Genomic DNA, 23,930 nt, shown 5'->3' on the forward strand with positions numbered 1-23,930 from the left:
GCCCACACGGGCCGCCGATTGCGCCAGTTCAAGAATGGGCCAACCCGGTGGGTAAGTCCAGTGCGCCAGGGTGCCCTGGACCGCTTCGGTCCAGCCTTACGGGTTGCCCAACAGCAGCGGGTCGAGCAGCAGTTCGCGGGCGTTCTCGCGGGCCAGTCGCCGGGCGACCGAGTCGGGCAACTGGTCCAGCCATTGGCGGATGGTCTCGGCGGCCTCGTCGAAGCGCTGCCAGCGCGCCAGGCTGTAGGTATCCACCCCGACGACGAAGCGGTTGGGGTGGTCGACGAACAGGGCGCGCCATTCGGGCAACAACTGGCCGTCGTTATCCAGGAAGCGCTCGTCGCGTACTGAGGTGTCGATGAACAGGTGTTCGGGGTGACGAGAGAGGGCGGCGCGCAGGATGGTCGGGTCGGGCGTCTCGCCCAGGTGCGCCCAGAGCACGTCGACGTGCGGGTCGATCTCGAAGACGCGGTCGATGATGGCCAGATCACCGTGGATCATCAGCACCAGTTCGCGCTCGGCGGCGATCTCCACCAGGCGCTTGAGTGTCGGGCTGTTGCGGTCCTCGCCGAAGATGTGCAACTCGCCGATGCCCCGGTAGTCGCCCTCGTCCAGCCAGGTCTCTACCCGGGCGGGAAGATCCGGGCGATGCATCCAGTTTTCCTTGTCGGCCTTGGCGCGATAGACGCCCAGGAACGGCACGATGCGATCGGGGGCCAGTTCGGCGAGCAGGCGGGCATTCTCGGGTGGTCGGCTGGTGACCACGGCGTGTTCGATGCCGCTGGCCTCGAGTGTCTTGAGGATGGTCTGCGGGTCGATGGCGGCCCGCTGTTCGGCGTTGTAGTGCAGGTGGGCGTCGAATAACGGCGTTTCCGCCATCCCGGGAGCGGCCCAGAGACCGGCAAGCCAGGTCAGGCCGGCCAGTGCCGGGCCGGTCTTAGTCCTCATCCGAATCGGCATGGCGGGAGGCGCCTCCACGCGGAAACAGCACCAGGTGGGTGAACGCCGGGCGCAGGTTGACGCGCACGCCCGGGGCGTAGTGATCGTGACTGGGGGCCAGGCTCAGCAGTCGGGTCCCGCCCGGCAGGGCGAGGGTGTAGAGGAAATTCGCGCCGCGAAAGACGCGTTCCTCGATCTCGGCCACCCCGGCGCCGTCGGCATCGATGATGACGTCATCGGGGCGCACCAGCACGTCGACCTCGGTGCCCGGCGGGTATTCGTGCGAGACCTGGCCCTCGAGCAGGCCCAGTTCGGTCTTGACGCGCCCCGGCCCGACCATGGTGCCGGCGATGCGCGTCCCCTGACCGATGAAATCGGCGACGAACGGCGTCTCGGGACGGTGATAAAGATTGTAGGCCGTGTCCCACTGGTGCAGCCGGCCGGCCTGCATGACGCCGACGATATCGGCCATGGCGAAGGCCTCCGCCTGGTCGTGGGTAACCAGCAGGGCGGTGGTCTCCGCCTCGCGCAGGATGTCGCGCAATTCGCGCGGCAGGGTGTCGCGCAGCTCCACGTCCAGGCTGGAGAACGGCTCGTCGAGCAACAGTATTTCCGGGCGGGGCGCGAGTGCACGAGCGATCGCCACGCGCTGCTGTTGCCCGCCTGACATGTGGTGCGGGTAGCGCTTGCCCATGCCCGGCAGGCCGACGAGGTCCAGCAGTTCGTCGATGCGTTTCTGCCGGTTCTCGGCCGGTTTTTTCGGCAGGCCGAAGCCGATGTTGTCGGCCACGGTCAGGTGCGGGAACAGCGCCAGGTCCTGGAAGATCATGCCCACCCGGCGTTGCTCGGGCGGGTGGCCCCAGCCGGCGCCGGCCACCGTGTCGCCGTGCAGGCGGACCACGCCGGCGCTGGGCGATTCGAAGCCGGCTACCGTGCGCAGGATCGAGGTCTTGCCGCAGCCGGACGGCCCCAGCAGGCAGCCAATCACGCCGGTCGGCAGCTTGAGGTTGACGCCCTCGACGGCCGTGGTGCGACCAAAACGGACGGTCAGGTCCACCAGGCTAAGCCGTTCACTCATGAGTGAGCTCCACGGGAGGCCGCCGGCTTATTCATCGATCGGGTCACGGCTGGAAATGTTGCCTTCATGTCCTCTCGCGCGGGTGATCGAGCGACTCACCAGGATCACCGGGATCAGGCCCGCGGCCACGATGGCCAGGGCCGGCAGCGCGGCATCGCGCAGTCGCTCGTCGGAGGCCAGTTCGAACGCCCTGACCGCCAGCGTGTTGAAGTCGAATGGTCGCAGGACCAGTGTCGCCGGCAGCTCCTTGAGCACGTCGACGAACACCAGTAACGCGGCGGTGAGAAGACTGCCACGAATCAGCGGGATATGCACCCGCCAGAGCGTGCGCCCGGCGTTCGCGCCCATCGAGCGGGCGGCATCGTCCATGCTCGGGCGGATGCGCCCGAGGCCCGCTTCCACCGTGTTGAGGCTCACGGCGAGAAAGCGCACCAGGTAGGCGAACACCAGTGCGGCGACCGTGCCCGAGAGCAGCAGCCCGCTGGAGACGCCGAACTGCTCGCGCAGCCAGGCATCGAGGGTGTTGTCGAAGGCGGCGAACGGGATGATCACGCCCACGGCGATCACCGTGCCGGGCAGGGCATAGCCCATGCCGGCGATGCGGTTGATGGTAAAGGTCAGCCGCCCGGGCATCAGTCGGTGGCCGTAGGCGAGGAACAGCGCCAGCAGCAACGCCAGGATGGCGGTCAGCCCGGCCAGGCCCACCGAGCGGGACACCAGCACCGCGAACTCGCCCAGGTCCCGGGTGGGGGCCACTTCCAGGCTCCAGGCCAGCAACTGGGCCGACGGCACCAGAAAGCCCAGGGCCAGCGGCAGGGCGCAGGCGATGAACGCCAGTGTTGCCGGCCCACGGCGCAGCTTGAACGACGGCCGGGCCTGCCAGTTGCCGTGATGGTGGTAGCGGGCCTGTCGCCGCGAAAGCCGCTCGATGATGATCACCGTGAAGATGAACGTCAGCAGCAAGGCCGAGAGCTGCGCCGCGGCGATGGCATCGTCCAGGCCGAACCAGGTGCGGAAGATGCCGGTGGTCAGCGTCGGGATGCCGAAGTACTGCACCGTGCCGTAGTCGGCCAGCGTCTCCATGATCGCCAACGACAGGCCGGCGACGATCGATGGGCGCGCCAGCGGCAGGGCGACCCGCCGGAACATTGCCCACGGCCCCAGCCCCAGCGAGCGGGCGACGTTCAGCGCGCTGGAGGACTGCTCGAGAAAGGCCGCCCGGGTGAGCATGTAGACGTAGGGGTAGAGCACCAGCGTGAGCATCACGATGGCCCCGCCCAGCGAGCGGATTTCCGGGAACGGGTAGTCGCCCACCGACCAGCCGGTCAGCGCCCGCAGGCCCGATTGCACCGGCCCGGCGACGTCGAGCAGGCCGGTGTAGGTATAGGCGATGATGTAGGCCGGCATCGCGAGCGGCAGCAGCAGCGCCCACTCGAAGAAGCGCCGGCCCGGGAATTCGCACACCGACAGCAGCCAGGCCGTGCCGGTGCCGAGGATGAAGGTGCCGAACCCGACACCAATCGCCAGCAGGGCGGAATTGATGACGTAGTCGGCAAGCACCGTGTCGGCCAGGTGCGACCAGGTCGCCTTGTCCGGCCAGAACACGGACGCGACGATCACCGCGAGCGGCAGGGCCAGCAGCGCGGTGATCAGAATCATGCCCCCCTTCCACGCAGACAAGCCGCCCGCCCCTGTCGGGACGGCCGGCTTGTCGATCAGGACGTGGGGCTGTGCGTCCTGGCTTACTGCCATCCAGCCCGGTCCATGAGTTTTACGGCGGCCGGGTTGAGCTCACCCAGGGTGGACAGGTTGAGCTCGTCGGCCTTGAACTCGCCCCACTGGGCCAGTGTCTCGGCGGCCGGCACGCCCGGCCGGACCGGGAACTCGTTGTTCACCTGGGCATACCACTCCTGTGATTCGTTGGTGGTCAGGAACTCGAGCAGCTGCGTGACCGCTTGCGCCTTGTCGCTCGCCGCGACCATGCCGGCGCCGGATACATTCACGTGTGCGCCACGATCGCCCTGGTTCGGCCAGACGAGTCGCACGGCGTCGGCGGCGTCGCGGTCGGTGTCGCTGCCATTCTGCATGGCACCGTAGTAGTAGGTATTCGCCACGGCGATGTCGCATTCGCCGGCGGCCACGGCGCGGATCTGGTCACGATCGCCGCCCTGCGGCTTGCGCGCCATGTTCTCGACCAGGCCCTTGGCCCATTCCTCGGTCCACTCTTCACCGTGCTCGGCGATCATCGAGGCGACCAGCGACTGGTTGTAGACGTTGTCCGACGAGCGGATGCAGATCTTGCCCTTGAACTTCGGATCGGCGAGATCGGCGTAGCTGGTGATCGCGCCTTCCTCGACGTTCTCCTTGTGGGTGAAGATCACGCGGGCGCGCTGCGACAGACCGAACCACTGGTTGTCGACGTCACGCAGGTTGGACGGGATGCGGTCGGCCAGCGAGTCGGACTCGATTGCCTGGAACACGCCGGCTTCCTTGGCGCGCTGCAGGTTGCCGGCATCGACGGTGATCAGCACGTCGGCCGGGGTGTTGCGGCCTTCGCTTTCCAGTCGGGAGAGCAGGGCGCCGGCATCGGCGGTCAACAACTGCACTTCGATGCCGGTCTCGTCGGTGAAACGATCCAGCAGCGGCGCGATCAGGTCTTCCTTGCGCGCGGAGTAGACGTTCAGGGTGGTCGCGCCCTGGTCGGCGGTGGTGTCGCCGTTTTGCTCGGCGTTGTCACTGCAGCCGGCAAGGCCGAGGCCGGCAGTGGCGAGGGCCAGGGCGGCCAACGGGAAAAGTCGGGACATGATCGAGACCTCTTGGCTCTTGAAATAAGGCGAATTTGGTGGTGTTTTTCGATCGAAAGCCGGGCCACGATAGCCAAGCTTTTTTTGGCTGTCAAATGAGAATCATTCCTAGTCCAACTTCGATTGGTATCTGAGTTTGGCTCTCGGGAATGGCGCGGGAGTTGTGGCCCGCTTCGGCGGGCATCGCCCGGCATGGGCGGCTTGCCGCCGATGGGATCAGGGTGCGGCCGGCCCCTTGCCCGCGATCGGCAGGTGGTGATCCCAGTAGGGTTCACCGGCGAACCGCTGGGCCAGAAAGTCGATGAACGCCCGTACCCGCGCCGACAGGTGACGGGTCTGCGGGTAGACCGCGTAGGCGCCGATCTCCGGCCAGGGCACGTCGGTGAGGATGGGCACCAGCCGGCCCTCGGCGACCGCGCGATGCAGCAGGAAGGTCGGTTCGATCACGATGCCCGCGCCACGGATCGCTGCCTCGCGCAGGAAATCGCCGTTGTTCACCCGCAGGCGCCGCCGGCCATGCACGGGCTGCCAGCGCCCCTGGCTGTCGGTGTAGCCCCAGACGCGTGTTTCCGGGACGTTGCTGTAGATCAGGCAGTCGTGATCGGCGAGATCCGCGGGATGGTGCGGCGTGCCGAAACGAGCGAGGTAGTCCGGGCTGGCGACGGCGAGGTTACGGATCGGGGCGAGCCGGCGGGCCATCAGGGTGGAGTCCGGCAGGCTCGCCAGCCGCACACCTAGGTCGTAGCCGTCGGCGATCAGGTCGACCTCGTCGTCGTCCAGGTTGAGGTCGAAGTTCACCCCGGGATGGATGTTCATGAAGGCGGTAATCGCCGGCTGCAGGTGCATCAGCCCGAACGAGAGCGGTGCGGCGATGCGCAGCACGCCGGAGAGCTCGCCATGTTCGCGGGTGACCGCCTCCTCGGCCTCGTCGAGATCGGCGAGCAGGCGGGTGGCGCGGTGGTAGAAGTCCTCGCCCGAGGGGGTCAGCGCCAGGTGTCGGGTGGTGCGATGCACCAGCTCCACGCCGAGATGGTTTTCCAGCTCCCGCAATCGCCGACTGACTGCAGACTTGGCGACGCCCAGCCGATCGGCCGCCGCGCTGATCGAGCCGGTATCCGCCACGCAGACGAAAGTGGCCAGGGCCGTGAATCGGTCCATATCGTTCTCTTTTCGGCAACAGTGTTTTTCGAGATTAGTGATTTAAAAACACCCGCGCAACGGCCATGCTCTCTCTGGAATCGAAGGCCGCCGCGAGATGGCCGGCGACGTAACAGGGGAGGGCATCGATGCAGTGGCGCAATACGCGATCGGGGTATGGCTGGCTAGCCATCGGCTTTCACTGGCTGGTGGCCGTGGCCGTGATCGGCATGTTCGCGCTGGGCTGGTGGATGGTGGAGCTGACCTATTACGACCCCTGGTATCGCCAGGCGCCGGCGATCCACAAGGCGACCGGCGTGCTGCTGTTCCTGGTGATGACCGCGCGCTTGCTCTGGCGGTGGCTCAACCCGTCCCCGTGTCCGCTCGGCCGACCGTGGGAGCGGCGGCTGGCGGCCTTGGTTCATGGCCTGTTCTACCTGCTGCTGTTCGCGCTGATGATCGCCGGCTATCTGATCTCCACCGCCGACGGCAGCGCGATCGACGTGTTCGGGCTGTTCTCGGTGCCCGCCACCATCAGCGACCTGCCCGACCAGGAAGACATCGCCGGCGACGTGCACCGCTGGCTGGCCTGGACCGTGATCGGCCTGGCCGGGTTGCACGCGCTGGCGGCCTTCAAACACCACTTGTTCGACCGGGACGACACCCTGCGCCGGATGCTCCGGCCCACCACGTCCCGGCGCTGAAACCACCTGACCTACTAGATAGAAGGAGACGACCCATGCTGACCCGACGCCTTTCCGCCGCCCTGCTGGCCGGCGCCATCGCCGCGCCCCTCTCGGCGCTCCCCGTCACCGCCCAGGCGGCCGAGTACGTCATCGACACCGAAGGGCAGCACGCCTTTATCGAGTGGCGCATCAACCACCTCGGCTTTTCCTGGCTGTACGGCCGCTTCAACGACTTCGAGGGCCACTTTGAGTACGAGGACGGCGCCATCGAGGACGCCAGCGTCGACGTGACCATCGACATGGCGAGCCTCGACTCCAACCACGCCGAGCGCGACAAGCACTTGCGCGAGGCCGATTTCTTCCACGTGAAGGAATACCCGGAAGCGACGTTCAAGAGCACCGGCATTGAGTCGACCGACGACGGCTTTGTCATCACCGGCGATCTGACCATGCGCGGCGTGACCAAGGAGATCGAGATCGAGGCCGAGAAGGTTGGCGAAGGCGAGGACCCCTGGGGCGGCTACCGTGCCGGTTTCCACGGCACCACCACGCTGACGCTCAAGGATTTCGGCATCGACTACGACCTGGGACCGGCGGCGACCACGGCCGAGGTGACGTTGTCGGTGGAGGGTGTTCGGCAGTAGGTCGATGCCCGTTCCGTAACGACCAAACGCCCCGGCAGATTCTGTCGGGGCGTTTTCCTTTAGAGCTGGCCACCGTGCATTCCGCTACCTATATGCGATAACCTGCAAATTGGACACCCGAATGGCGGGGCGCCGGGGCAACGCCAGAGCCCCGCCCCGCCGGCAGAAAAGGAACGCCTTGAATGGCATGGATGCACACCAACCGGATCATGAGGGGGCCATCAAGCGTCCCGAACGCCCAGCCGCCCGAGCGCTCTCCTTTCACGTCACTGATCCGCCAAGGGCCGGGGAGGGTTATGCGGCACAACTGCCGTATAAAGCGTTACATGGCGAAACTGCGGCATAACACCCCTCGGCAGGCCCTGGGTGCTGGCCGTATGGTCTTGATGGCGTAGAAAAATCACGCTTTATTAGTATTGAGATCGATGTCTTCTTCGGCGTTTCTGTCGTTCAATTCTAGATATAGAAATATTAGGGAGCAATCTATGACTGTGAACTCGCACCTTGTCAATTTGGCGAGTGATCTAGTGTTGTCTAGCACGGAAAAAACAAATATCACAACATCTATCAATACACTATCGTCGCGGCTTGAAGCATATTTTGGCGTAGGTATAAATGAAAAGTTTCAATTTGGCTCAAGTTGTCGAGGTACGATTCTGCCGAGAAGAGCTGATAAAAAATCGGATATAGATTACATGGTTATTTTTGACACCTCTGCCGGTCAAAAAAAGCCACAAACGTACCTGGATAGGCTCAGGCGGTTTGCTGAGAATAAGTACTCACGATCAGAAATATCGCAATCTAGCCCGACCATAGTGTTATCACTAAACCATATAAGGTTTGAGCTTGTGCCCGCTGTGTATAGCTATGGTTATCTAATCCCATCGCCAAGATCCTCATGGGAGGAATGGATGTCAACAGACCCTATTTCTTCGAATAGGGATATATCGGATAAAAACACCGCCGAGAACAATAAAATTAAACCTTTGGTTAGGTTGGTAAAATATTGGAATTCTACGCAAGGGTACCCGTTCGCTTCTTATGATTTGGAAAAATATATCGTCAACCAGAGTTACTGGTTTTGCGCATCTTTAAAAGACTATTTTTACGCTTTCTGGCAAGGGTTTGGCTGCACCTACGATACTCCGCAATATATCAAGGATAAAGTGGAGCGTGCGAAAAGTTATGCGGCGAAAGCAAAGCAATATGAAACCGACAACATGCCGGCATCGGCTGAGGTCGAAATAAAAAAGATTGTTCCAGTGCTATGACTGACGAAAAAAACAAGAGAATTGATGAGGTATCTCGCTACTATCGTTCGGCGGCTAGATTGGAGTTTCTTGTAGCAGGTCTTTTCTGGGTTAATGCGCTGCTTTCTTTGATTATTCTTTTCTCTGAGGGTTTGCCTGTCCTATGGCGGGAATCATTGCCGATATTGTTTATTTTGACAGTTTTAGTTCAGTTTGTCGCCTCGCAAGTAAACAGATTTTATTTAATACCGAGGGCGGAGCAGCTGAGAAGAAAGCAAATGCTTTCAGATTCTTTTGGCGCTCCGTTATCTCATGATAAAACCGAGTTGTATTATAATAACAGTTATTCTCCTTCTATAAAGCGGCTAGGTGCAAACACTATGGAAAATGCGTTTTTTAGCTCTGAAGTGGCTGGAGAAATGCTTATAAGTAAACGGGCGATGGTGGTTTTGTATATGGTTTTGTGGGTTTTTCTGTTTTCGTTTCGAGATACAGGTTTGGGTGTTATGATTTGGATAACACAAATTGTTTTTTCGGGCGAGATAATTGCTCAGTGGCTTAGCCTTGAGATTCTTAGATCTCGCCAAGAACGAACATATGAGAGGCTGCATACCTGTTTTTTGCACAAGATTGGTAGCGACTCTGCGAAAGGGATTGCCACAATTCTGGATTCTTTTGTGTCTTATGAAACAGCCAAGTCATCATCTTCCTGCCTTCTTTCATCTAAAGTATTCCACAAACTAAATCCATCACTGACAAGAAAATGGGAGCAAATCCGCAAGGATCTGGGGATGGACTTCTGACAATCGCAGTCACGGCGACGCTCATTACATTGTGCGCCTCCCGGCGGGGATGGACCAGTCCAACCATCTGATATTGCTTGCGTAAGTGTTCTTAGTTGGCCGAAAAAAGGAGTCAGTACCATTTAAGACACTTCTATGATTTCGAGAAATGGGGTCCGAACCCTTTAAGACGCTTCTATGATTTCGCACGCTTTCAACGCAAGTGCTGATTACCAAACCGCTTTGGTAGGCGCGCGTGTCGGTTTTCTTGCTTGTCCAAGAAAACCGACGAAAAGAAGGACACCCCGACGCCTTGGCCCTTCGGGCCTGATCGCTGCGCGATCAGCCTCGCGAACGGGCAACCGTGGACGGGTCGGTTCGACGCGACGTCCTGTCGCGGCGAACCTCGGGCCGCCGTCCCTGGCGGCCCGACCCTGCGATTCCCCGCTCGCGAGGCAAGGCGCAAGGGGACTCCCCCTGCGATCCACGTAATTCACGGACTTCAGCGGCGTACATGCCTTGGGGTTCTGGTGGAATGAACACTCGATTGGCCGCACGGCCGCGAACGAAGGGCTCTGCCCCCCTGACGGCTTGCCTCACGGCCGGCGGGTGGCCGGGGTCGGAGCGACAGGGACGTCGCTCCGAGTCTCAGCGCGACACGACGTCGCGTCGAGCCGACCCCGAGGCAGCCGTCGGTCGTGAGGCTTCGAGGTCGGACTTGGTCCGGCCTCGAAGGCCCGAAAGGGCCAAGCCGTGGGGTGTCCTTCTTTTCGCCCCCACAGCCATAACTTGGCTTGGACAAGCAAGAAAAGGGGCTCGCACGCCAGGCACGGCGGTAGTTATCGTCCACCCTGCGCAACAGGCGTGCGAAACGACCCTCACCCGGTGATGGATGCCTGCCCGAGTGACGACTACGCTTGTAAGCAATAACCGGAGACGTCTTCACCGAACCACCGTCGGAGGCCCCATGACCAATCGCGACGATATCCAAGATCGGGCCGCCGGCGCGATCATGGGGGCCTTCATCGGCGATGCCCTGGGGCTGGGCCCGCACTGGTACTACAACCTGGAAGAGTTGCGTCGGGACTACGGCGACTGGATCGACGGTTACACCGACCCCAAGCCCGGTCGATACCACGAGGGCCTCAAGGCGGGCCAGCTCTCCCAGGCGGGGGTCATCCTCGATTTGACGCTGCGTTCACTGGTGGCGGCGAACGGTTACGACGAAGCCGATTTCTGTCGGCGTCTGGATGACGACCTCTTTCCAATGCTCGACGGCACCCCGGCCTCTGGTCCCGGCGGTTACACCAGCCAATCCATCCGCGATGCCTGGCGAAAACGTGTCGAGCAGGGCTTGCCCTGGGGTGAGGTCGGTGGCCACGCCGACACCACGGAGGCCATTGAGCGCACGCTTGCCATTGCCGTGCGCTACGCATTTGAGCCCCAAAAACTGGCTGGCGCCATTACGGACAACACCGTACTGACTCAGGTGGACGAGACGGTGGTCTCCATGACCGTGGCGTACGGTGCGCTGCTGGCCATGCTGGTTCAGGGGCACCGCCTGGATGCGGAAATCTCCGATAGGCTCATGGCCTTGGTGAAAAGTGGTGATTTGCCGTTTCATGCCGTCACCAGCGATGACCTTCAGCCGCCGCAGCCGGGGAAGCCGGACCCGCCCCGGGCCGGCGGTTTTGCCTCGCCCGATGCCCTGTTGACCCCTTCCTGCATCGCAGCAGCGGTTGCCGATCCCGGTGTGCGCATTGAGCCACCCTGGAAAGTCTCCCTGGTATACGGCATGCCCTGCGCCATCTATCACCAGCTTCCGGCGGCCTACTACCTCTCGGCAAAATTCGCAGACGATTTCGAGGCGGCGGTATTGCACGCGGTCAATGGCGGTGGCCAGAACATGGCCCGGGCGATGTTGACCGGTGCGCTGACGGGGGCACAGGTGGGCTTGAGCGGAATCCCCCAGCGGTTTATCGACGGATTGGAGAACGCCGGCGAGTTGCAGCAGCGGGCCGAGCAAGTGGCCTCAGCGGTGGCAGCCGACGCTTGTCCATGATGGCTTTTCTCACAGACGTGCGATGAACCTGGACAAGGGGGCAGAGGCGTCTAGACGCTTCTGTGATTTCGTGCGCCTCAACACAAGTGCTGATTACCAACCCGCATTGGCTGGCGCGCGAGGCACTTTCTTTTGCTTGCCCAAGAGAAAGTGCCCAAAGAGAAGGGCGCCCGTCGTCTTAGCCCTACGGGCTTCCCTCCCGTTCGGGGTGCCGCGGATCGGTTTGACGGTCGCAGAAAAAGGGGTCTGACCCAATTTTATTGCACTGGGCAGCAGAGCTGCGCCTTCTGGTTCGGTAAGTAATGCCGCCCTCGCTGGACACTCGTGACCACTTCGATTCGTTCCAACTTGGATGCTCCTTTGCGCCAGGGCTATGCCTATGCCCTGAGGTCGGTACAAGGCGTCCGGTCGAAATGGCGGCTAGTAGCAAGCGGTAAGGCGAGTGCTTAGCGCAAAGTTTCACAGTTGTGATGGTCTGGCGACCCTTGGGTGTCGAAGGCTAGACCTTGCACGAGGGCTAATACTCCATCGTCCTAGCTGTCGCCAAGGTTTTTTTTGACGGCCTCGCACTCTTCCTTGAGCTTGCGATTTCCGGTCGATTGGCAACGCTTGACGATTTTTTCGGCTTCCGCATTCCGGCCGAGCATGCCATTCATCTGGGCAGCGAACGGAAGGAAAACATCATCATCGTCGTAGGCATTGCGGCCTTCCTCGATCGCACCCAACGCTCGTTCGTATTCGCCCTGTTGCCAATACACCTGTGCCAGCGATTGATAGACATCAGGCGGGCCCTTGCGTTGGATGGCCAGCTCGTAATTCTCGACGGCATCGTTGATGCGACGCTGGTCGTGCCGAACTTCGGCAAGCACCATCCAGGGGTAGGGTGAGTGTCGGGCAGGGGTCCTAATGGCGTTGTAAGCCAAGCGGCTTGCCTGGTTCGTTTCTCCGGCCTTGAGCAGGTTCAAAGCGAGCTCGGCATCCTTGTGAGCATCAAACACGCCATTGAACCCCGATCTTGCCTTGGCGCTCTTGAACGAACTCACTCGGGTGGCAGGAGGAAGGCTTCGGGAGTAGTGGGTGCGCAGGTAGGCGCGAGCTCGCTGGCTACGGTAGTCGGGGTCGAAATGGGTGCGTCGACGTTCTGCCAGCCAAGCTTGGGCTCGGCCAATGGCCTGGTCCGTCGCGATTTCCGTGATACCCCCAATGGCAGCCCCCATGCCGGCCGAAAAATTACCTTGAGCCATTAAACCGTCGACTTGTTCTTGCAGCTTGCCCTGAGCCTCCTCGTGCTTTTTCTCGAGCTTGGCCACGCGATCTTCGACATCCGCACGGTAGTTGGCGAGTCGCTGCATCACGTCTAGGAACGCGTTGCGGTTGTATCCCGCCTGGTCGAGGAGATCTACCGCCAGGAAGTCGGCTTGCTCTTCCTGAGTGCGCGAGATATCAGGGTCGATTAGGGACCGCTTGATCTCGTAAATGGCGGTGCCGGCCGCCATGACGGCGAACATTCGCTTGGCTGTCTCATCCTGGTCCGCGATCGCGAGATTGAATTGCCCACCGTTCATGCCTCCCCTCATGCCGCTGAGTACCGTGAGCGTGGTTGCCCATTCGCCAGCGTCTTGAAGGAAGTGTTGGCCTTGCTTGCGCCCCTCAAGAGTGTAGGGGTGTCGCAAGATGATGTGGGCCAACTCGTGGGCGAGGATCGCGGCGAGCTCGTCCTCGCTTTCCACCGTGTGGATCCAGCCGGTGGGCAAAAAGATGTTCTGATGCGAGGTGACATGGGCGTTGAGCTCGTCACCGTAGACAACCGTGACGGCGTACTCCGGTTTTTCCCCTTCCCAGCTATCAAGTAGTCGGTCACCGATCGATTGCAGGTAGCCGTTGATCTCGTTGGAGTTGACGACGTAACGGTTGTCGTAATCGACAGAGGAAAACCGGCGTACACCTGCGCCAGGGTCATTGTCGGCATTGGCTTCGCGAATCTCGCTTGCCTGCGCCAACATCGTCTTCTCCGGGATGGGCTGCTCCGCTCCGGGGATGGCGGACGTGAGCGATTTGGGCATCGTCGCATTGCAGCCTGCCAGCGCCAGCGGAATCACGAGCGCAGGAAGCACCTTGAGTTGCTTGCGGATACTGATCATATGCAGTCACCAAACCCCATGGATGTCGCGTACTGGTTGTCTTTTTCCCTGTTCACCTCGGCACACTTGATAAGCGCTTTTTTCGTATACGACTCCTTTAGCTTGATAAAGGCGGGATCGATAACGGCAGGGCTTCCTTTGTGTTCGATCAGGGCGAAGCCTCGTTTGTCAAAGCCCAAGACCGCCACTTTCTGGGGGGCTCCAAGGGATTCGGTGCTCACTTCTTCTATAAAAGAACCCTCTGGGCTGTAAAGCGGTATGGTCTCTGATTCGAAGGCTTCGATCGGGAAGAATTTTGATTCTGTATGCGCAGTGCTGAGCAATGCGCTGGCTGCAATTATAAGCACAGATATGAGAGCGGTTTTCATTTTTGACTCCTCAGGCGTTGCGCGGTCAACGCAAACCACGCGATTATTATTTCAAGGAAGACGCCTGCCAGCGCAAAAGCCGGCAGGTCCATGCTTAGAATGCCCATGACATTTCCGGGGTCGGATCGCATGACGCCGTTGATCACCCAAAAAGCAATGGCTAGCACCACCGCGCTAGCGATCGTTGCGATACCCAAATCCCTGAACAACAAGAGGCGTTGTTTCTGCAAGCTGGTTACCGTGCTTCGCCTTGTTTTGGAAGAGCAGTTGACCCATTGCCACATGACGATCAATGAAACGATGGCCCCTAGCTCGACGAGTAATGGGCCGGAGATGGAAGATGGCCCGATTTTGTCTCCATCGCGGAAATAGTCCGTCCCGAACTTCAACAAATTATCCAATGCCATCGCATGCAGGAATACACCAGGTGCCTGTCCATCGACGGCATTGGTCACGTAGTCCTCGATCCCGTCGATGCTGGTCCCTACCAGGACGTGTTTTCCCGAAACCAGTTGTCGCAGTTCTTCCCGGTCGTTCGTCGAGAAAAATTCTTGATATGTCACGGAAGGGATGTAGGGGCGAGGCTGGGTTTCTTGGGAAAAAAAGATGTCCCATGACTTCGATGTCTTTTCCCAGAACCCGGACAGGTTTCGTGCTTCTCGCGCGCCCCAGTACACGAACATGTTGGGCCATTGCGAGAGATCAACTTGATTGTCTACGTTTTGGCGGTATATCTCGAACGCGGGCGTCGACATGCCTTGGTGCGTTGGAGGATAGAACACACCGTGGTTATCCCACTGCGTAATGACTTGTCGAGACACGTCGCCAATCTCATTGATCGCAACGTCATTTACGTCTTTGGGATAGTAGAAGGGTATTTGTTTTTGCTCGAGCCGATTTATCGCTGAGACAAGCGGGGTGACGTCGTGGTTGCCGCTTCTTTTACCAAAGATGATGTCGTAGAACACCGACTCGGGGTTCAGTGATGAAAGTCGGTTGACAAGATGGGCGTGTGAGGTGAACGAAGCGGGCCAGGTCCCGCCTTCGCGGAGGAAGCTGTTGTCAAACAGGATGACAAGAACATCGCTCTGGTCAGACGGATAGAAGGGAGCCATGACTTGCGCCGTGAAGCTCTGGCTCATTTTCCGGGTCTCGGCCTCTATGTTGAAAACATCGACCACGACGAGGAAGTAGAAAGCGCCGATCGCGACGATAATTTTTGCCGCGGTGGCTGGGGTGAGTCGTTCGCACCCAACTCTGGCCTTAACCCCCTCGCGAAGCTCATTCACTCGCTTTACCGCAGTGGGTCGCGCGATGATTCGTCCTAGTTTTTGTAGGTTACGCCACATGCTGCGCTCGCTTGGTACTTAGTGGATTAAACAGGTGGTGCTCCAGCGATGGCATCAAGTTTGCCGCTGTCGTACCGGGCGCATGGGTGGGCTGATCGAAGGTGAGGTTTTGAGCTCGTCGTTTCGACCCGACCTCTGCATTCTGCAATGTGGAGGTGTCAGTCTCTTCGCCGAAGAGATGAAGTAAGGCTCCGAATGCCTTGACGGAGCGGTGGCCTCTTTCCCTGTGTGTCGATCCTTGCGCTGGCATTTTCCGTGTCCGTGGCTCTTCGGCTGTCAGTGGGTGAGCTGTGGTGATTCAATTTCGGTCGATCCTATCAACACCACATGCGCTTCGATCCGCCAATTAATGGGCAGGGTGTGGAGGAAATTTTGACGGTTAATGGTTCTTTTCTGTAAGTCTTTGATGTGGCACCTGGCTTAATTCAGGGCATGAATGCCATATAAGAAAATAAAATGAAAAATTAAGGAACTAAGCTCTTTTCGGCCACCTGCTCCGCTTGTGTTGGGTGCGCATTCACGGAAAATGCTCTGGGAACTACGGCTGTGCAGCCGGGTGCCGGCGCCCTTCTCAACGGCGTCGGTAATGAGAAACGGTAGACTTCCTACGGGCATCGGAGCCGCGACTCTTATGTTGCGGGGCCTGGTCAACGGCTCACTACTCGTCATTTGGGGGTTGCGCCCGCCCGCGGTAAACCAAAGCGTGCCGCGGAAAATCGAACCCGGTAGACCGCTAAATGGTGTCCGAAATGAACACCGTGAGTCGCGTTGTGATCTGCGGCCAATAGTGAACATCACGGGCGAATCGCGCACGTGGGTAATAGGAGCGGCCACGGAAGTGGCCTGAAACATTAGAAGGAGTGGAAAATGGAAGAAGCAGGCAACGGCGTCCGGGTTTATGAAGGCAAGCTCGACAGCATCAGTCCCGGACAGGTGGCTAATGGAATGGTCACGAATTACGCCCTTATTGAAATCGGTGACGATGCCCCATCCAACATCAAGGTCGTCAATGGCCTCGACGGAAAGTTGGGGTCATCGGTTGGAGAGAACGTAAAGCTCTGGGTGGCGAAGGGCGGCATGTTGGTCGGCCTTGAGAATGAGGACGGCAAGGCGTATGTCATCGGTGAAAAAGCGGCCACAAAAGGTGCATGGGGCGCTCATTTCGTCGTGTGGTTTGTTGTCGGTGCGTGGGTCCTGACGCTTATTTCCTTCGGTGCCAACCCCTTTATCGGCATGATGCTAGGCTTTTTCGCCTTCTTGTTCTCGTTTCTTGCAATCCCGATGGTTACGGTATTGAAGGCGGTCAGTCGGGCCAAGAACGGGATTGCCGTGGCAATGAAACAGGCCAAGGGCCGGGTGGTCGAGGTCGAAGGCTAGTCGGCCATGCGCTACTAGGCCGCCATCGGCTCTGGTGCCCCGCTGCGATGCTCAAGACCATGCGGGCGGCAGCGTCCGACGAGACGCCGGAGCGTACCTGATGGAGTACTACGCCCCGATCCGGCCGCACCAGTATCTAAAAAAGGGGTCCGAACACTCTTCTGAGTGTCGGCGCGGCGGCAAACGAGGATTTCCGTCCCCTGACGGCTTGTCTCAGGGCGGGCGGTTGGCCGGGGTCGGAGCGACATGGACGTCGCTCCGAGGCTCAGCGCGACACGATGTCGCGTCGAGCCGGCGCCAAGACATTCGCCGGTCGTGAGGCTTCGAGGTCGGACACACGTCCGGCCTCGAAGGCCCGAAGGGCCAAGCCGTGGGGTGTCCTTCTTTTCGGGTCTTTTCTTGGACAAGCAAGAAAAGGCCCTCGCGCGCCGGGCACGGCGGTAGCCCAAGACCACTCCGCGCCACAGGCGTGCGAAACCCTCCGCCTCGGTTCGAGAGGACCGGTAAGTCGGCTCGCGCCCGATGTTGGACTGAAGCCTAATCGATAAAGAAACGCCGCTTCCAAAAGACAAAACCCCCGGCAAGGTCACCCTTGCCGGGGGTTTTTGGTCTTGAGTCGGTCGCGCCGTTCGATCAGAAGTCGAACTGCGCCCCGACCATGACGGTGCGCGGCTTGCCGACCCGGAAGCCGGCCGGGCGGATGCCGGCGACGTAGGTCTCGTCGGTGAGGTTCTCCACCTCGGCGAACAGCTTGGCGTGCTTGGTCAGGCGGTAGTTGGCCGACAGGTCGACGATGGTGCGGGCATCGACCTTCTCGTCCGCCGGGATCGAGCCGCTGCCGGCCACGGCGCGGGTTTCGCCGACGTAGTTGGCGGTGGCGTGCACACCAAAGCGCTCACCCACCACGCCCGCGGACACGGAGAGCTGGTGCTCGGGGGTGTTGGGCAGCTCGTCGCCTTGCTGCACGTCGCCCCAGGCGCCGTAGTTCGAGTCGAAGCTGGTCTGGAACTCGGTGTCGGTCCAGGTGTAGGCCGCTCGTACCGGTACGTTGACGGCCCAGTCGCGACCGGCGGACAGGTCGTAGAGGGCGCCGGCTTCGATACCGCGGACCTCGACCTCGCCACCGTCGAAGCTGTCGCCGACGTTGCAGTCGCCGCCGGTCGAGGCAGTGCAGACCCCCACCAGGTTCTCGTAGTCGTTCAAGAAACCGATCACCTCGGACTGGAACGCGCCGTTCTGGTAGCGCACACCGGCCTCCCAGTTGATCGCCTCTTCCTCGTCGGCACCGCCCACGCCGGTCGGCGCGAAGCCCTTGTAGACGCCGCCGAGCAGCTGCCAGTTTTCGTTGACGTCGAAGGTCGCGCCCAGGCCCGGGATCAGGACGTTGTAGTCGGCGGACTCGTCGTCGCGTGAGATCGTGCTGCGATCGGCATCGGCGTAACGGGTACGGTCGATCGAAATCGATTCGTAGCGCAGCCCCGGGGTGACGGCCAGTCGGCCGAAGCCCATGCGGTCCTGGACGAAGGCGGCGATGGTCTTCGCCTCGGTGACGCGGTTGCCGGCATCGCCCAGCGCGCCCCGGTCGGTCAGCACCAGCGAGCCGTCGACCATGTCGTACTCGTCCTGCCACTGGAAGCGGTCGATCTCGTCCTCGTGGTAGCGCAGGCCGAATTTCAGGTGATGGTCGATGTCGCCGGTTGTGGTCCGCCAGTTGGCGCGCGACTCAATGCCCTGCGAGACGTACTCGCGGTTGTTGGCCTTGATGGTGCCGCGCAGGTCGTCGCTGTTCGCGCCGGTGATCCAGCTCATCTCGCCCTGGTTGGCGTCAGGGTCGGCCAGGATGGACGAGATGCCGGTACCGTCGACGCTGGCGAGCTTGTACCAGTTGCGGTGGAACTCGTTGCGGTACAGCGTGGTGGTCACATCCAGATCCGGGTTGACCTCGATGAAGTGGCGCAGCTGGTATTGCGTGTGCTCGGTGTTCATCTCGTCGATCGCCGATCCGGCGTAGCGACGGTACGGCGTGGCCTCGTAGTCCTCGCGGGTCAGGCCCAGGTAGGTCTCGTCGATGGTCTTCTCGTCGCGGGCGAGCTTGAGTTCCAGTTCCTGATAGCGCTCGGCGCTGGCCGGGGTGTTGAGGCGGAACTTGCCCAGGTAGTTCTGGATCTCGTAGCCGGGGTTGTCGCTGCCGTTCTGTGGCGTGTCGAGATCACGGAAGCCGTCGGCGGTGTCCTGGTAGGTCTCGAGCAGGTAGCCGAAGGTCTCCTCGCTGTCGCCGTACCAGGCATGTAGGCGCTTGGCGTCACGCTCGCCGGCGGAGAGACGCACGCGTCCCTGCGCTTCGCCCGGGATCGGGGTGGAGGTCATGTTGAGCGCGCCGCCGATGGTGTAGGGGCCGTACTCGATCGACGACGAGCCCTTGCGCACCTCGACCGAGTCCATGCGCGCGATGTTGGGGAAGTAGTACCCGGCCGGGGCGGCGTAGGGTGCCGGGGCGATCATCACGCCGTCCTCCATCACCGTGATGCGGGTGTTGCGGTCCTGGTTCGCGCCGCGGATGGAGATGTTGGGGAACAGGCCGTGGCCTTCCTCCTCGGTGACGTAAACGCCGGGGATCTGGCGCAGCACCTTCATCGGGTCGTTGCCGGGAATGGTCTCCAGGGTCTCGTGATCGAGCACGTGCGCCGAGCCGGCGACGTCGCGGATCGCCTCGGAACCGCCGACGATCGAGATGCGGTCGAGCACGGGGCTTGCCGTGACCGGCACGGCCTGGGTGGAATCCTGGTTCGAGTCCTGGGTGCCCTGTTGGGCGAAGGCGGGCGCGCTCAGTGCGGTGGCGATGGCGGCAGCCAGTGCCCCGCAGGCGGGTCGGAAGATCATGTCAGCTCTCCTGTCGTTTCGTTGTTATGCCGGTCGAGACCGGCCGATTGGCAGTGCTGGCTGGCTTGACCTCCCGACCGGGTGGGGCAGGGGTCTGGCTGGCTTGCGGTTACTTGGTGAGAATCAGCTTGTTGGCGGCGGTGATCCGTAGCTGGTAGCGCTGGCCGTCGTGGCAGATCCAGCATTGGCCGTCGCGCGAGATCAGCTCGCGGCTTTCGATGCAGTGGCCTTGTTCCTCGATCCGTTCTCCGCCTGGCGCTTTGGGTTTGTCGTGTTTGCTGAGTTCGTTCATGGCGTCTCCGGCTCCGAGACGAAACCCAGGCGCTCGATGCCGGCGGTCTTGACCGTGGCCATGGCGCGGGCGACTAGCCGGTAGGGCACGGATTCATCGGCGCGCAGGTAGACAACCAGTTGATCGTTGTCGCGTCGCGACTGGACGAGCACGCTTTCCAGTCGCTGTTCCGAGACCGGCTTGTCGTCCAGATAGAGCTGGCCCTCGCTGTCGAGCGAGAGGGTCACCGATTCGGAGTCCTCGGCCTGTCGATCGCTGCTCGCCTTGGGCAGGTCGAGCGTGACCGAGTGGGTGATCACCGGCGCGGCGACGATGAAGACCACCAGCAGGACCAGCATCACGTCGACCAGCGGGATGACGTTCATCTCCGCCATCGGCTCGTCGTGATCGTCGAGTCGACCGAATGCCATGCTCAGGCCTCCGCCGGACGGTTGGTGGACGACGCGGATGTCGGTTGCGTGACCGCCTTGCCACGGCGTTGCGCCCACTCGGCCAGGTCCGCGTCGTGCATCAGCAGGGAGTGCACGTCATGCGCGGCGGCGTCGAGCGTCTGGCGGTAGAGCCGATGGCTGCGGTTGAACAGGTTGAAGAACAGCACGGCCGGGATCGCGGCGGCGAGGCCCGCGGCGGTGGCGACCAGCGCCTCGCCCAGCGGGCCGGCGACCAGGCCCATCGACACGCTTGTCGCCGAGGACAGGTCGATCAACGCGCCGTAGATGCCCCAGACCGTGCCGAACAGGCCGACGAAGGGCGCGAGCGAGCCGACCGTGGCGAACAGCAGCTGACCGGCCTGCAGCCGGGTTTCCTGCCGGTCGAGGGCCTGCCGGATGCCACGGATCAGCGCGTCGTCCAGTCGCTGGCGGACCTGGGCGTCGCCGTCGAGCGGGCCGCGGTAGTCCCGTACCGCTTGCAGTCCGGCCCGGGCGAGGGCGGCGGGCGGATCGTTGCGGTCGGCCACGCGGCTTTCCAATTCGGCCGCCTGATTGCTGTGGGCGATGGCGGTCATGCTGTGACGGGTCGCGCGCCGGCGCTGAATCAGGGCGAACAGCTTGGTGGCGGCGACCGCCCAGGTGGCCAGCGACATGATCAGCAGCGTGACGAACACGCCGACGAGAACGCCGTCGCCGTGGTCAAAGACAAGAAAGATATCCATCGCGTGAGCCCCTGGCTGGTGTCGTGAGGTGGCGGGTTGGCCGGCATGATAATCAAGACGAAGGTAAATGCAAACCGTTCGCAATCGTGTTTAGTGGATCTAGCGTAGCTGAAAGCGCATCGGCACGATGACCTCGCCGTCGACGGCCTTGCCGCCGCGCGTCGCCGGTTCGAAACGCCACTGGGCCACCGCCTCCATCGCGGCGCGATCCAACTGTTCGTGTCCACTGGATTGGGATACCGACCAATCCACTGGTTTGCCATTGGCGTCTACCGCCACGCGCAGGCGCACCTCGCCTTCCTGGCGAAGCCGCTGGGCCGCCCGTGGGTAGGCCGGCGGCGGATTGTCCAGATAGCCTGCCGAGAAGCTCGGATCGCTGGTCGGTGTGTCGTCGTCCGCCCCCGCCTCGGTCTGGGCGTTGCTGGTTTCCTTGTCGGTGCTCGATTCCGATGGCTCGGATTCGCGCTCGTCGTGATCCGTCTTTCCTTCCCGTGATGACGATTCGGGTGCCGGTTCGCTCTTCGGCTTCGGCTTCGGCTCCGGCTCTGGCTCTGGCTCTGGCTCTGGCTCTGGCTCTGGCTCTGGCTCTAGCTCTAGCTCTGGCTCTGGCTCCGGCTCTGGCTCTGGCTCTGGCTCTGGCTCTGGCTCTGGCTCTGGCTCTGGCTCTGGCTCTGGCTCTAGCTCTAGCTCTAGCTCTAGCTCTGGCTCTGGCTCTGGCTCTGGCTCTGGCTCTGGCTCTGGCTCTGGCTCTGGCTCTGGCTCTGGCTCTGGCTCTGGCTCTGGCTCTGGCTCTGGCTCTGGCTCCGGCTCCGGCTCTGGCTCTGGCTCTGGCTCTGGCTCTGGCTCTGGCTCCGGCTCCGGCTCCGGCTCCGGAACGGGGACGTGCCTGGGCGGTGCCGGGTCCGCCGGCGCGGGCTCCGGGGTGCTCTCCCCGGCAGGGGAGTTGATCTCGGTCTCGCTGAGGTCGACCCATTGCGCCTCGACCGGCTGCCCGCCTCCCCGGTTCGTGGCGCTCAGGGTCTCTTCGGGCCGCGTCCATGCCAGCAGCGCCCAGACGATGGCGGCATGCAGGACCAGGCTCGTCACCGCGCCGGCCAACCAGATGAGGCCGCGCGATCGAGAGGGGCGTTGAGAGGGCGTATGAGCGGGCATGGTGACTCGGCAACCGGATTGGCCGAGCAGGATAGGGAATCACTAAAACGGATGCAAACCGTAATGATTCGCAACACCGATCATGCATAGTGTCGGTCGGTTGCCACGCTGAAGGAAGCAGCCGTTCTGCAGTAAAGTGGCGCCGGAAACAATCATTGATGGACTCGATGCCGAGTTCGATGCGAGGAGTTTGAGATGTTGATGCCTGTGTTGGCGGTGCTGGCGGGTCTGGTGCTGTTGGTCTGGAGTGCCGATCGGTTCGTGGACGGCGCGGCCGCCACGGCGAAGCATCTGGGCATGTCGCCGTTGTTGATCGGCATGGTGATCATGGGCTTCGGCACCTCGGCACCCGAGCTGGTGGTCTCGGTGATGGCGTCGCTGGATGGCAATCCCGGGATCGCGTTGGGGAATGCCTATGGCTCGAACATCGCCAATATTGCACTGATCCTCGGTCTCACGGCGGTGATCGCGCCGATCGCGGTGCATTCGCAGGTGATCCGTCGCGAGATGCCGATCCTGCTGGCGGTCACGGCCGTGGCCGCCTTGCAGGTCTACGACGGCGAGGTGACCCGCATCGAGGGCATCGTCCTGCTGGTGCTGCTGGTGGCGCTATTGGGCTGGAACATCTACCAGGGTCGCCGCGGGCAGGTGGATGCGCTGGGTGGCGAGGTCGAGCAGGAGCTGATTGCGCATCCCATGCCGATGAAGAAGGCCCTGATCTGGGTGGCGATCGGCCTGTTGTTGCTGGTGGCCAGCTCGCGGCTGCTTGTGTGGGGCGCGGTGGACATCGCGCAGCTCTTCGGCGTCTCGGATCTGGTCATCGGCCTGACGGTGGTGGCGATCGGCACCTCCCTGCCCGAGCTGGCCTCCTCGATCGCCGCGATCCGCAAGAACGAGCACGACATGGCGTTGGGCAACGTCATCGGTTCGAACCTGTTCAACACCCTGGGCGTGGTCGGCCTGGCCGGCGTGATCCACCCGATGGTTGCCGAGCCCGAGGTGTTCACGCGCGACATGCTGGTGATGGGCGTGCTCACCCTGGCGTTGTTCTTCTTCGCCTACGGCTTTCGCGGCCCGGGCCGGATCAACCGGCTGGAGGGCAGCGTGTTGCTGGTCGCCTTCGTCGCCTATACCGCCTACCTGCTGAGCACGACCTTCGCCGCCTGACATGCGCGAGCTCTGCCCGCTCTGTGAGGGTTCGTTATCGACCTTCGTGACCGTGGCGACGGGCAGGAAGGGGGCCGAGCGGCCACTGGCCTTCCTCGAGTGCCCCCGTTGCGAGCTGGTGGTGCGTGACCCGAGTGCCTGGCCCGACCGGGCGGCCGAGGATGCGTATTACCAGCTGCACGAGAATCGCGCCGATGACCCGGGCTACCGGCGCTTCCTTGCACCGAGCATCGACCGGATGGCCGCCCGACTTGGCCCGGGCGTGGCGGCGCTGGATTTCGGCTGCGGCCCGGATTCGGCGCTGATCTCGGTGGCGCGGGAGGCGGGCGCGGCGATGATGGGCTACGATCCCTTGTTCGCCCCGGACGAGGCCCTGCTGCGCGCGTCGGCCTACGACCTGGTCACCTGTACCGAAACGGTCGAGCACCTGCATCGACCACGGGCGGTATTCGACCGGATCGCCCGCTTGCTGCGACCGGGCGGCTGGCTGATCGTCCAGACGGGGTTTGCCCCGGAGGCCGCACGCTTTTCGAACTGGCACTACTGGCGCGACCCCACCCACGTGATCTTCTTTCGCGCCCGGACCTTCGAGTGGCTAGCAGCAACCTACGGCTGGCGGGTGGTGGAAATCGCCGCACCGGTGGCGGTGTTCGAGAAGCCCGGTTGACC

At 62.1% G+C, this 23,930-nt stretch carries 21 protein-coding genes; 8 read left to right on the plus strand and 13 right to left on the minus strand.

Annotation, left to right across the window (positions count from 1 at the left end):
• Positions 1 to 96 precede the first annotated feature (96 nt).
• The 5 genes from VWP12_RS04300 to VWP12_RS04320 form a co-directional block, all read right to left on the minus strand.
• Positions 97 to 948 (minus strand): amidohydrolase family protein, encoded by an 852-nt coding sequence (locus VWP12_RS04300; RefSeq protein WP_410474758.1) that lies wholly within the window; start codon positions 946 to 948, stop codon positions 97 to 99.
• Positions 938 to 2,017, minus strand: coding sequence for an ABC transporter ATP-binding protein (locus VWP12_RS04305; RefSeq protein ID WP_410474759.1), 1,080 nt, complete (start codon positions 2,015 to 2,017; stop codon positions 938 to 940). The genes VWP12_RS04300 and VWP12_RS04305 overlap by 11 nt, the downstream gene beginning before the upstream one ends.
• Before the next feature lie 27 nt (positions 2,018 to 2,044).
• Positions 2,045 to 3,676: an ABC transporter permease gene (locus VWP12_RS04310; protein WP_410474760.1), complete on the minus strand. Its 1,632-nt coding sequence runs from the start codon at positions 3,674 to 3,676 to the stop codon at positions 2,045 to 2,047.
• Positions 3,677 to 3,759: 83 nt separating this feature from the next.
• Complete coding sequence (locus tag VWP12_RS04315; RefSeq protein WP_410474761.1) at positions 3,760 to 4,821, minus strand: Fe(3+) ABC transporter substrate-binding protein; 1,062 nt, start codon at positions 4,819 to 4,821, stop codon at positions 3,760 to 3,762.
• A gap of 216 nt (positions 4,822 to 5,037) precedes the next feature.
• The gene (locus tag VWP12_RS04320) at positions 5,038 to 5,979 is read right to left on the minus strand and encodes a LysR family transcriptional regulator (protein ID WP_410474762.1); all 942 of its coding nucleotides are present in this window, start codon (positions 5,977 to 5,979) and stop codon (positions 5,038 to 5,040) included.
• A gap of 128 nt (positions 5,980 to 6,107) precedes the next feature.
• On the opposite strand from VWP12_RS04320, the gene VWP12_RS04325 reads away from it, so the two are divergent.
• The 5 genes from VWP12_RS04325 (at position 6,108) to VWP12_RS04345 (ending at position 11,382) form a co-directional block, all read left to right on the plus strand.
• A complete protein-coding gene (locus VWP12_RS04325) occupies positions 6,108 to 6,662 on the plus strand; it encodes a cytochrome b (protein ID WP_410474763.1) in 555 nt (184 codons plus the stop codon).
• Positions 6,663 to 6,697: 35 nt separating this feature from the next.
• Positions 6,698 to 7,288, plus strand: coding sequence for a YceI family protein (locus VWP12_RS04330; protein WP_410474764.1), 591 nt, complete (start codon positions 6,698 to 6,700; stop codon positions 7,286 to 7,288).
• A gap of 485 nt (positions 7,289 to 7,773) precedes the next feature.
• Positions 7,774 to 8,559, plus strand: a complete 786-nt coding sequence (locus VWP12_RS04335; RefSeq protein WP_410474765.1) for an SMODS domain-containing nucleotidyltransferase — start codon at positions 7,774 to 7,776, stop codon at positions 8,557 to 8,559.
• Positions 8,556 to 9,341, plus strand: a complete 786-nt coding sequence (locus VWP12_RS04340; protein WP_410474766.1) for a hypothetical protein — start codon at positions 8,556 to 8,558, stop codon at positions 9,339 to 9,341. The genes VWP12_RS04335 and VWP12_RS04340 overlap by 4 nt, the downstream gene beginning before the upstream one ends.
• Positions 9,342 to 10,287: 946 nt before the next feature.
• Positions 10,288 to 11,382 carry an ADP-ribosylglycohydrolase family protein gene (locus VWP12_RS04345; protein ID WP_410474767.1) on the plus strand — a complete coding sequence of 365 codons (1,095 nt, stop codon included), beginning with the start codon at positions 10,288 to 10,290 and terminating at the stop codon, positions 11,380 to 11,382.
• Positions 11,383 to 11,915: 533 nt separating this feature from the next.
• On the opposite strand, the gene VWP12_RS04350 is transcribed toward VWP12_RS04345, so the two are convergent.
• Genes VWP12_RS04350 through VWP12_RS04360 form a run of 3 tightly spaced genes read right to left on the minus strand, consistent with a single transcriptional unit; the run spans position 11,916 to position 15,180 of the window.
• Positions 11,916 to 13,523: a M48 family metalloprotease gene (locus VWP12_RS04350; protein WP_410474768.1), complete on the minus strand. Its 1,608-nt coding sequence runs from the start codon at positions 13,521 to 13,523 to the stop codon at positions 11,916 to 11,918.
• Complete coding sequence (locus VWP12_RS04355; RefSeq protein ID WP_410474769.1) at positions 13,520 to 13,891, minus strand: hypothetical protein; 372 nt, start codon at positions 13,889 to 13,891, stop codon at positions 13,520 to 13,522. The genes VWP12_RS04350 and VWP12_RS04355 overlap by 4 nt, the downstream gene beginning before the upstream one ends.
• Positions 13,888 to 15,180 carry a CHASE2 domain-containing protein gene (locus VWP12_RS04360; RefSeq protein WP_410474770.1) on the minus strand — a complete coding sequence of 431 codons (1,293 nt, stop codon included), beginning with the start codon at positions 15,178 to 15,180 and terminating at the stop codon, positions 13,888 to 13,890. Before VWP12_RS04360 ends, VWP12_RS04355 begins: the two co-directional genes overlap by 4 nt.
• Positions 15,181 to 16,107: 927 nt before the next feature.
• Here VWP12_RS04360 and VWP12_RS04365 point away from each other — a divergent pair.
• Positions 16,108 to 16,617 carry a hypothetical protein gene (locus VWP12_RS04365; RefSeq protein ID WP_410474771.1) on the plus strand — a complete coding sequence of 170 codons (510 nt, stop codon included), beginning with the start codon at positions 16,108 to 16,110 and terminating at the stop codon, positions 16,615 to 16,617.
• A gap of 633 nt (positions 16,618 to 17,250) precedes the next feature.
• Here the strand turns inward: VWP12_RS04365 and VWP12_RS04370 are convergent.
• The 5 genes from VWP12_RS04370 to VWP12_RS04390 all read right to left on the minus strand — a co-directional run bounded on the left by VWP12_RS04370 (position 17,251) and on the right by VWP12_RS04390 (position 22,028).
• A complete protein-coding gene (locus VWP12_RS04370) occupies positions 17,251 to 19,497 on the minus strand; it encodes a TonB-dependent receptor family protein (protein WP_410474772.1) in 2,247 nt (748 codons plus the stop codon).
• Between the two features lie 109 nt (positions 19,498 to 19,606).
• The gene (gene hemP, locus VWP12_RS04375) at positions 19,607 to 19,789 is read right to left on the minus strand and encodes a hemin uptake protein HemP (protein WP_410474773.1); all 183 of its coding nucleotides are present in this window, start codon (positions 19,787 to 19,789) and stop codon (positions 19,607 to 19,609) included.
• Positions 19,786 to 20,199 (minus strand): ExbD/TolR family protein, encoded by a 414-nt coding sequence (locus tag VWP12_RS04380; RefSeq protein ID WP_410474774.1) that lies wholly within the window; start codon positions 20,197 to 20,199, stop codon positions 19,786 to 19,788. Before VWP12_RS04380 ends, hemP begins: the two co-directional genes overlap by 4 nt.
• 2 nt (positions 20,200 to 20,201) lie before the next feature.
• Positions 20,202 to 20,942 carry a MotA/TolQ/ExbB proton channel family protein gene (locus tag VWP12_RS04385; protein ID WP_410474775.1) on the minus strand — a complete coding sequence of 247 codons (741 nt, stop codon included), beginning with the start codon at positions 20,940 to 20,942 and terminating at the stop codon, positions 20,202 to 20,204.
• A gap of 99 nt (positions 20,943 to 21,041) precedes the next feature.
• Positions 21,042 to 22,028, minus strand: coding sequence for a TonB family protein (locus VWP12_RS04390; protein ID WP_410474776.1), 987 nt, complete (start codon positions 22,026 to 22,028; stop codon positions 21,042 to 21,044).
• Between the two features lie 261 nt (positions 22,029 to 22,289).
• Between VWP12_RS04390 and VWP12_RS04395 the strand changes: the two genes are divergently transcribed.
• Together VWP12_RS04395 and VWP12_RS04400 are read left to right on the plus strand one after the other, a co-directional pair.
• Positions 22,290 to 23,261 carry a calcium/sodium antiporter gene (locus VWP12_RS04395; protein ID WP_410474777.1) on the plus strand — a complete coding sequence of 324 codons (972 nt, stop codon included), beginning with the start codon at positions 22,290 to 22,292 and terminating at the stop codon, positions 23,259 to 23,261.
• Between the two features lies 1 nt (position 23,262).
• A complete protein-coding gene (locus VWP12_RS04400; protein ID WP_410474778.1) occupies positions 23,263 to 23,928 on the plus strand; it encodes a class I SAM-dependent methyltransferase in 666 nt (221 codons plus the stop codon).
• The last annotated feature ends 2 nt before the right edge of the window (positions 23,929 to 23,930 follow it).

The sequence above is a fragment of the Guyparkeria sp. TX1 genome, assembly GCF_046523965.1.
Classification (GTDB): Bacteria; Pseudomonadota; Gammaproteobacteria; order Halothiobacillales; family Halothiobacillaceae; genus Guyparkeria.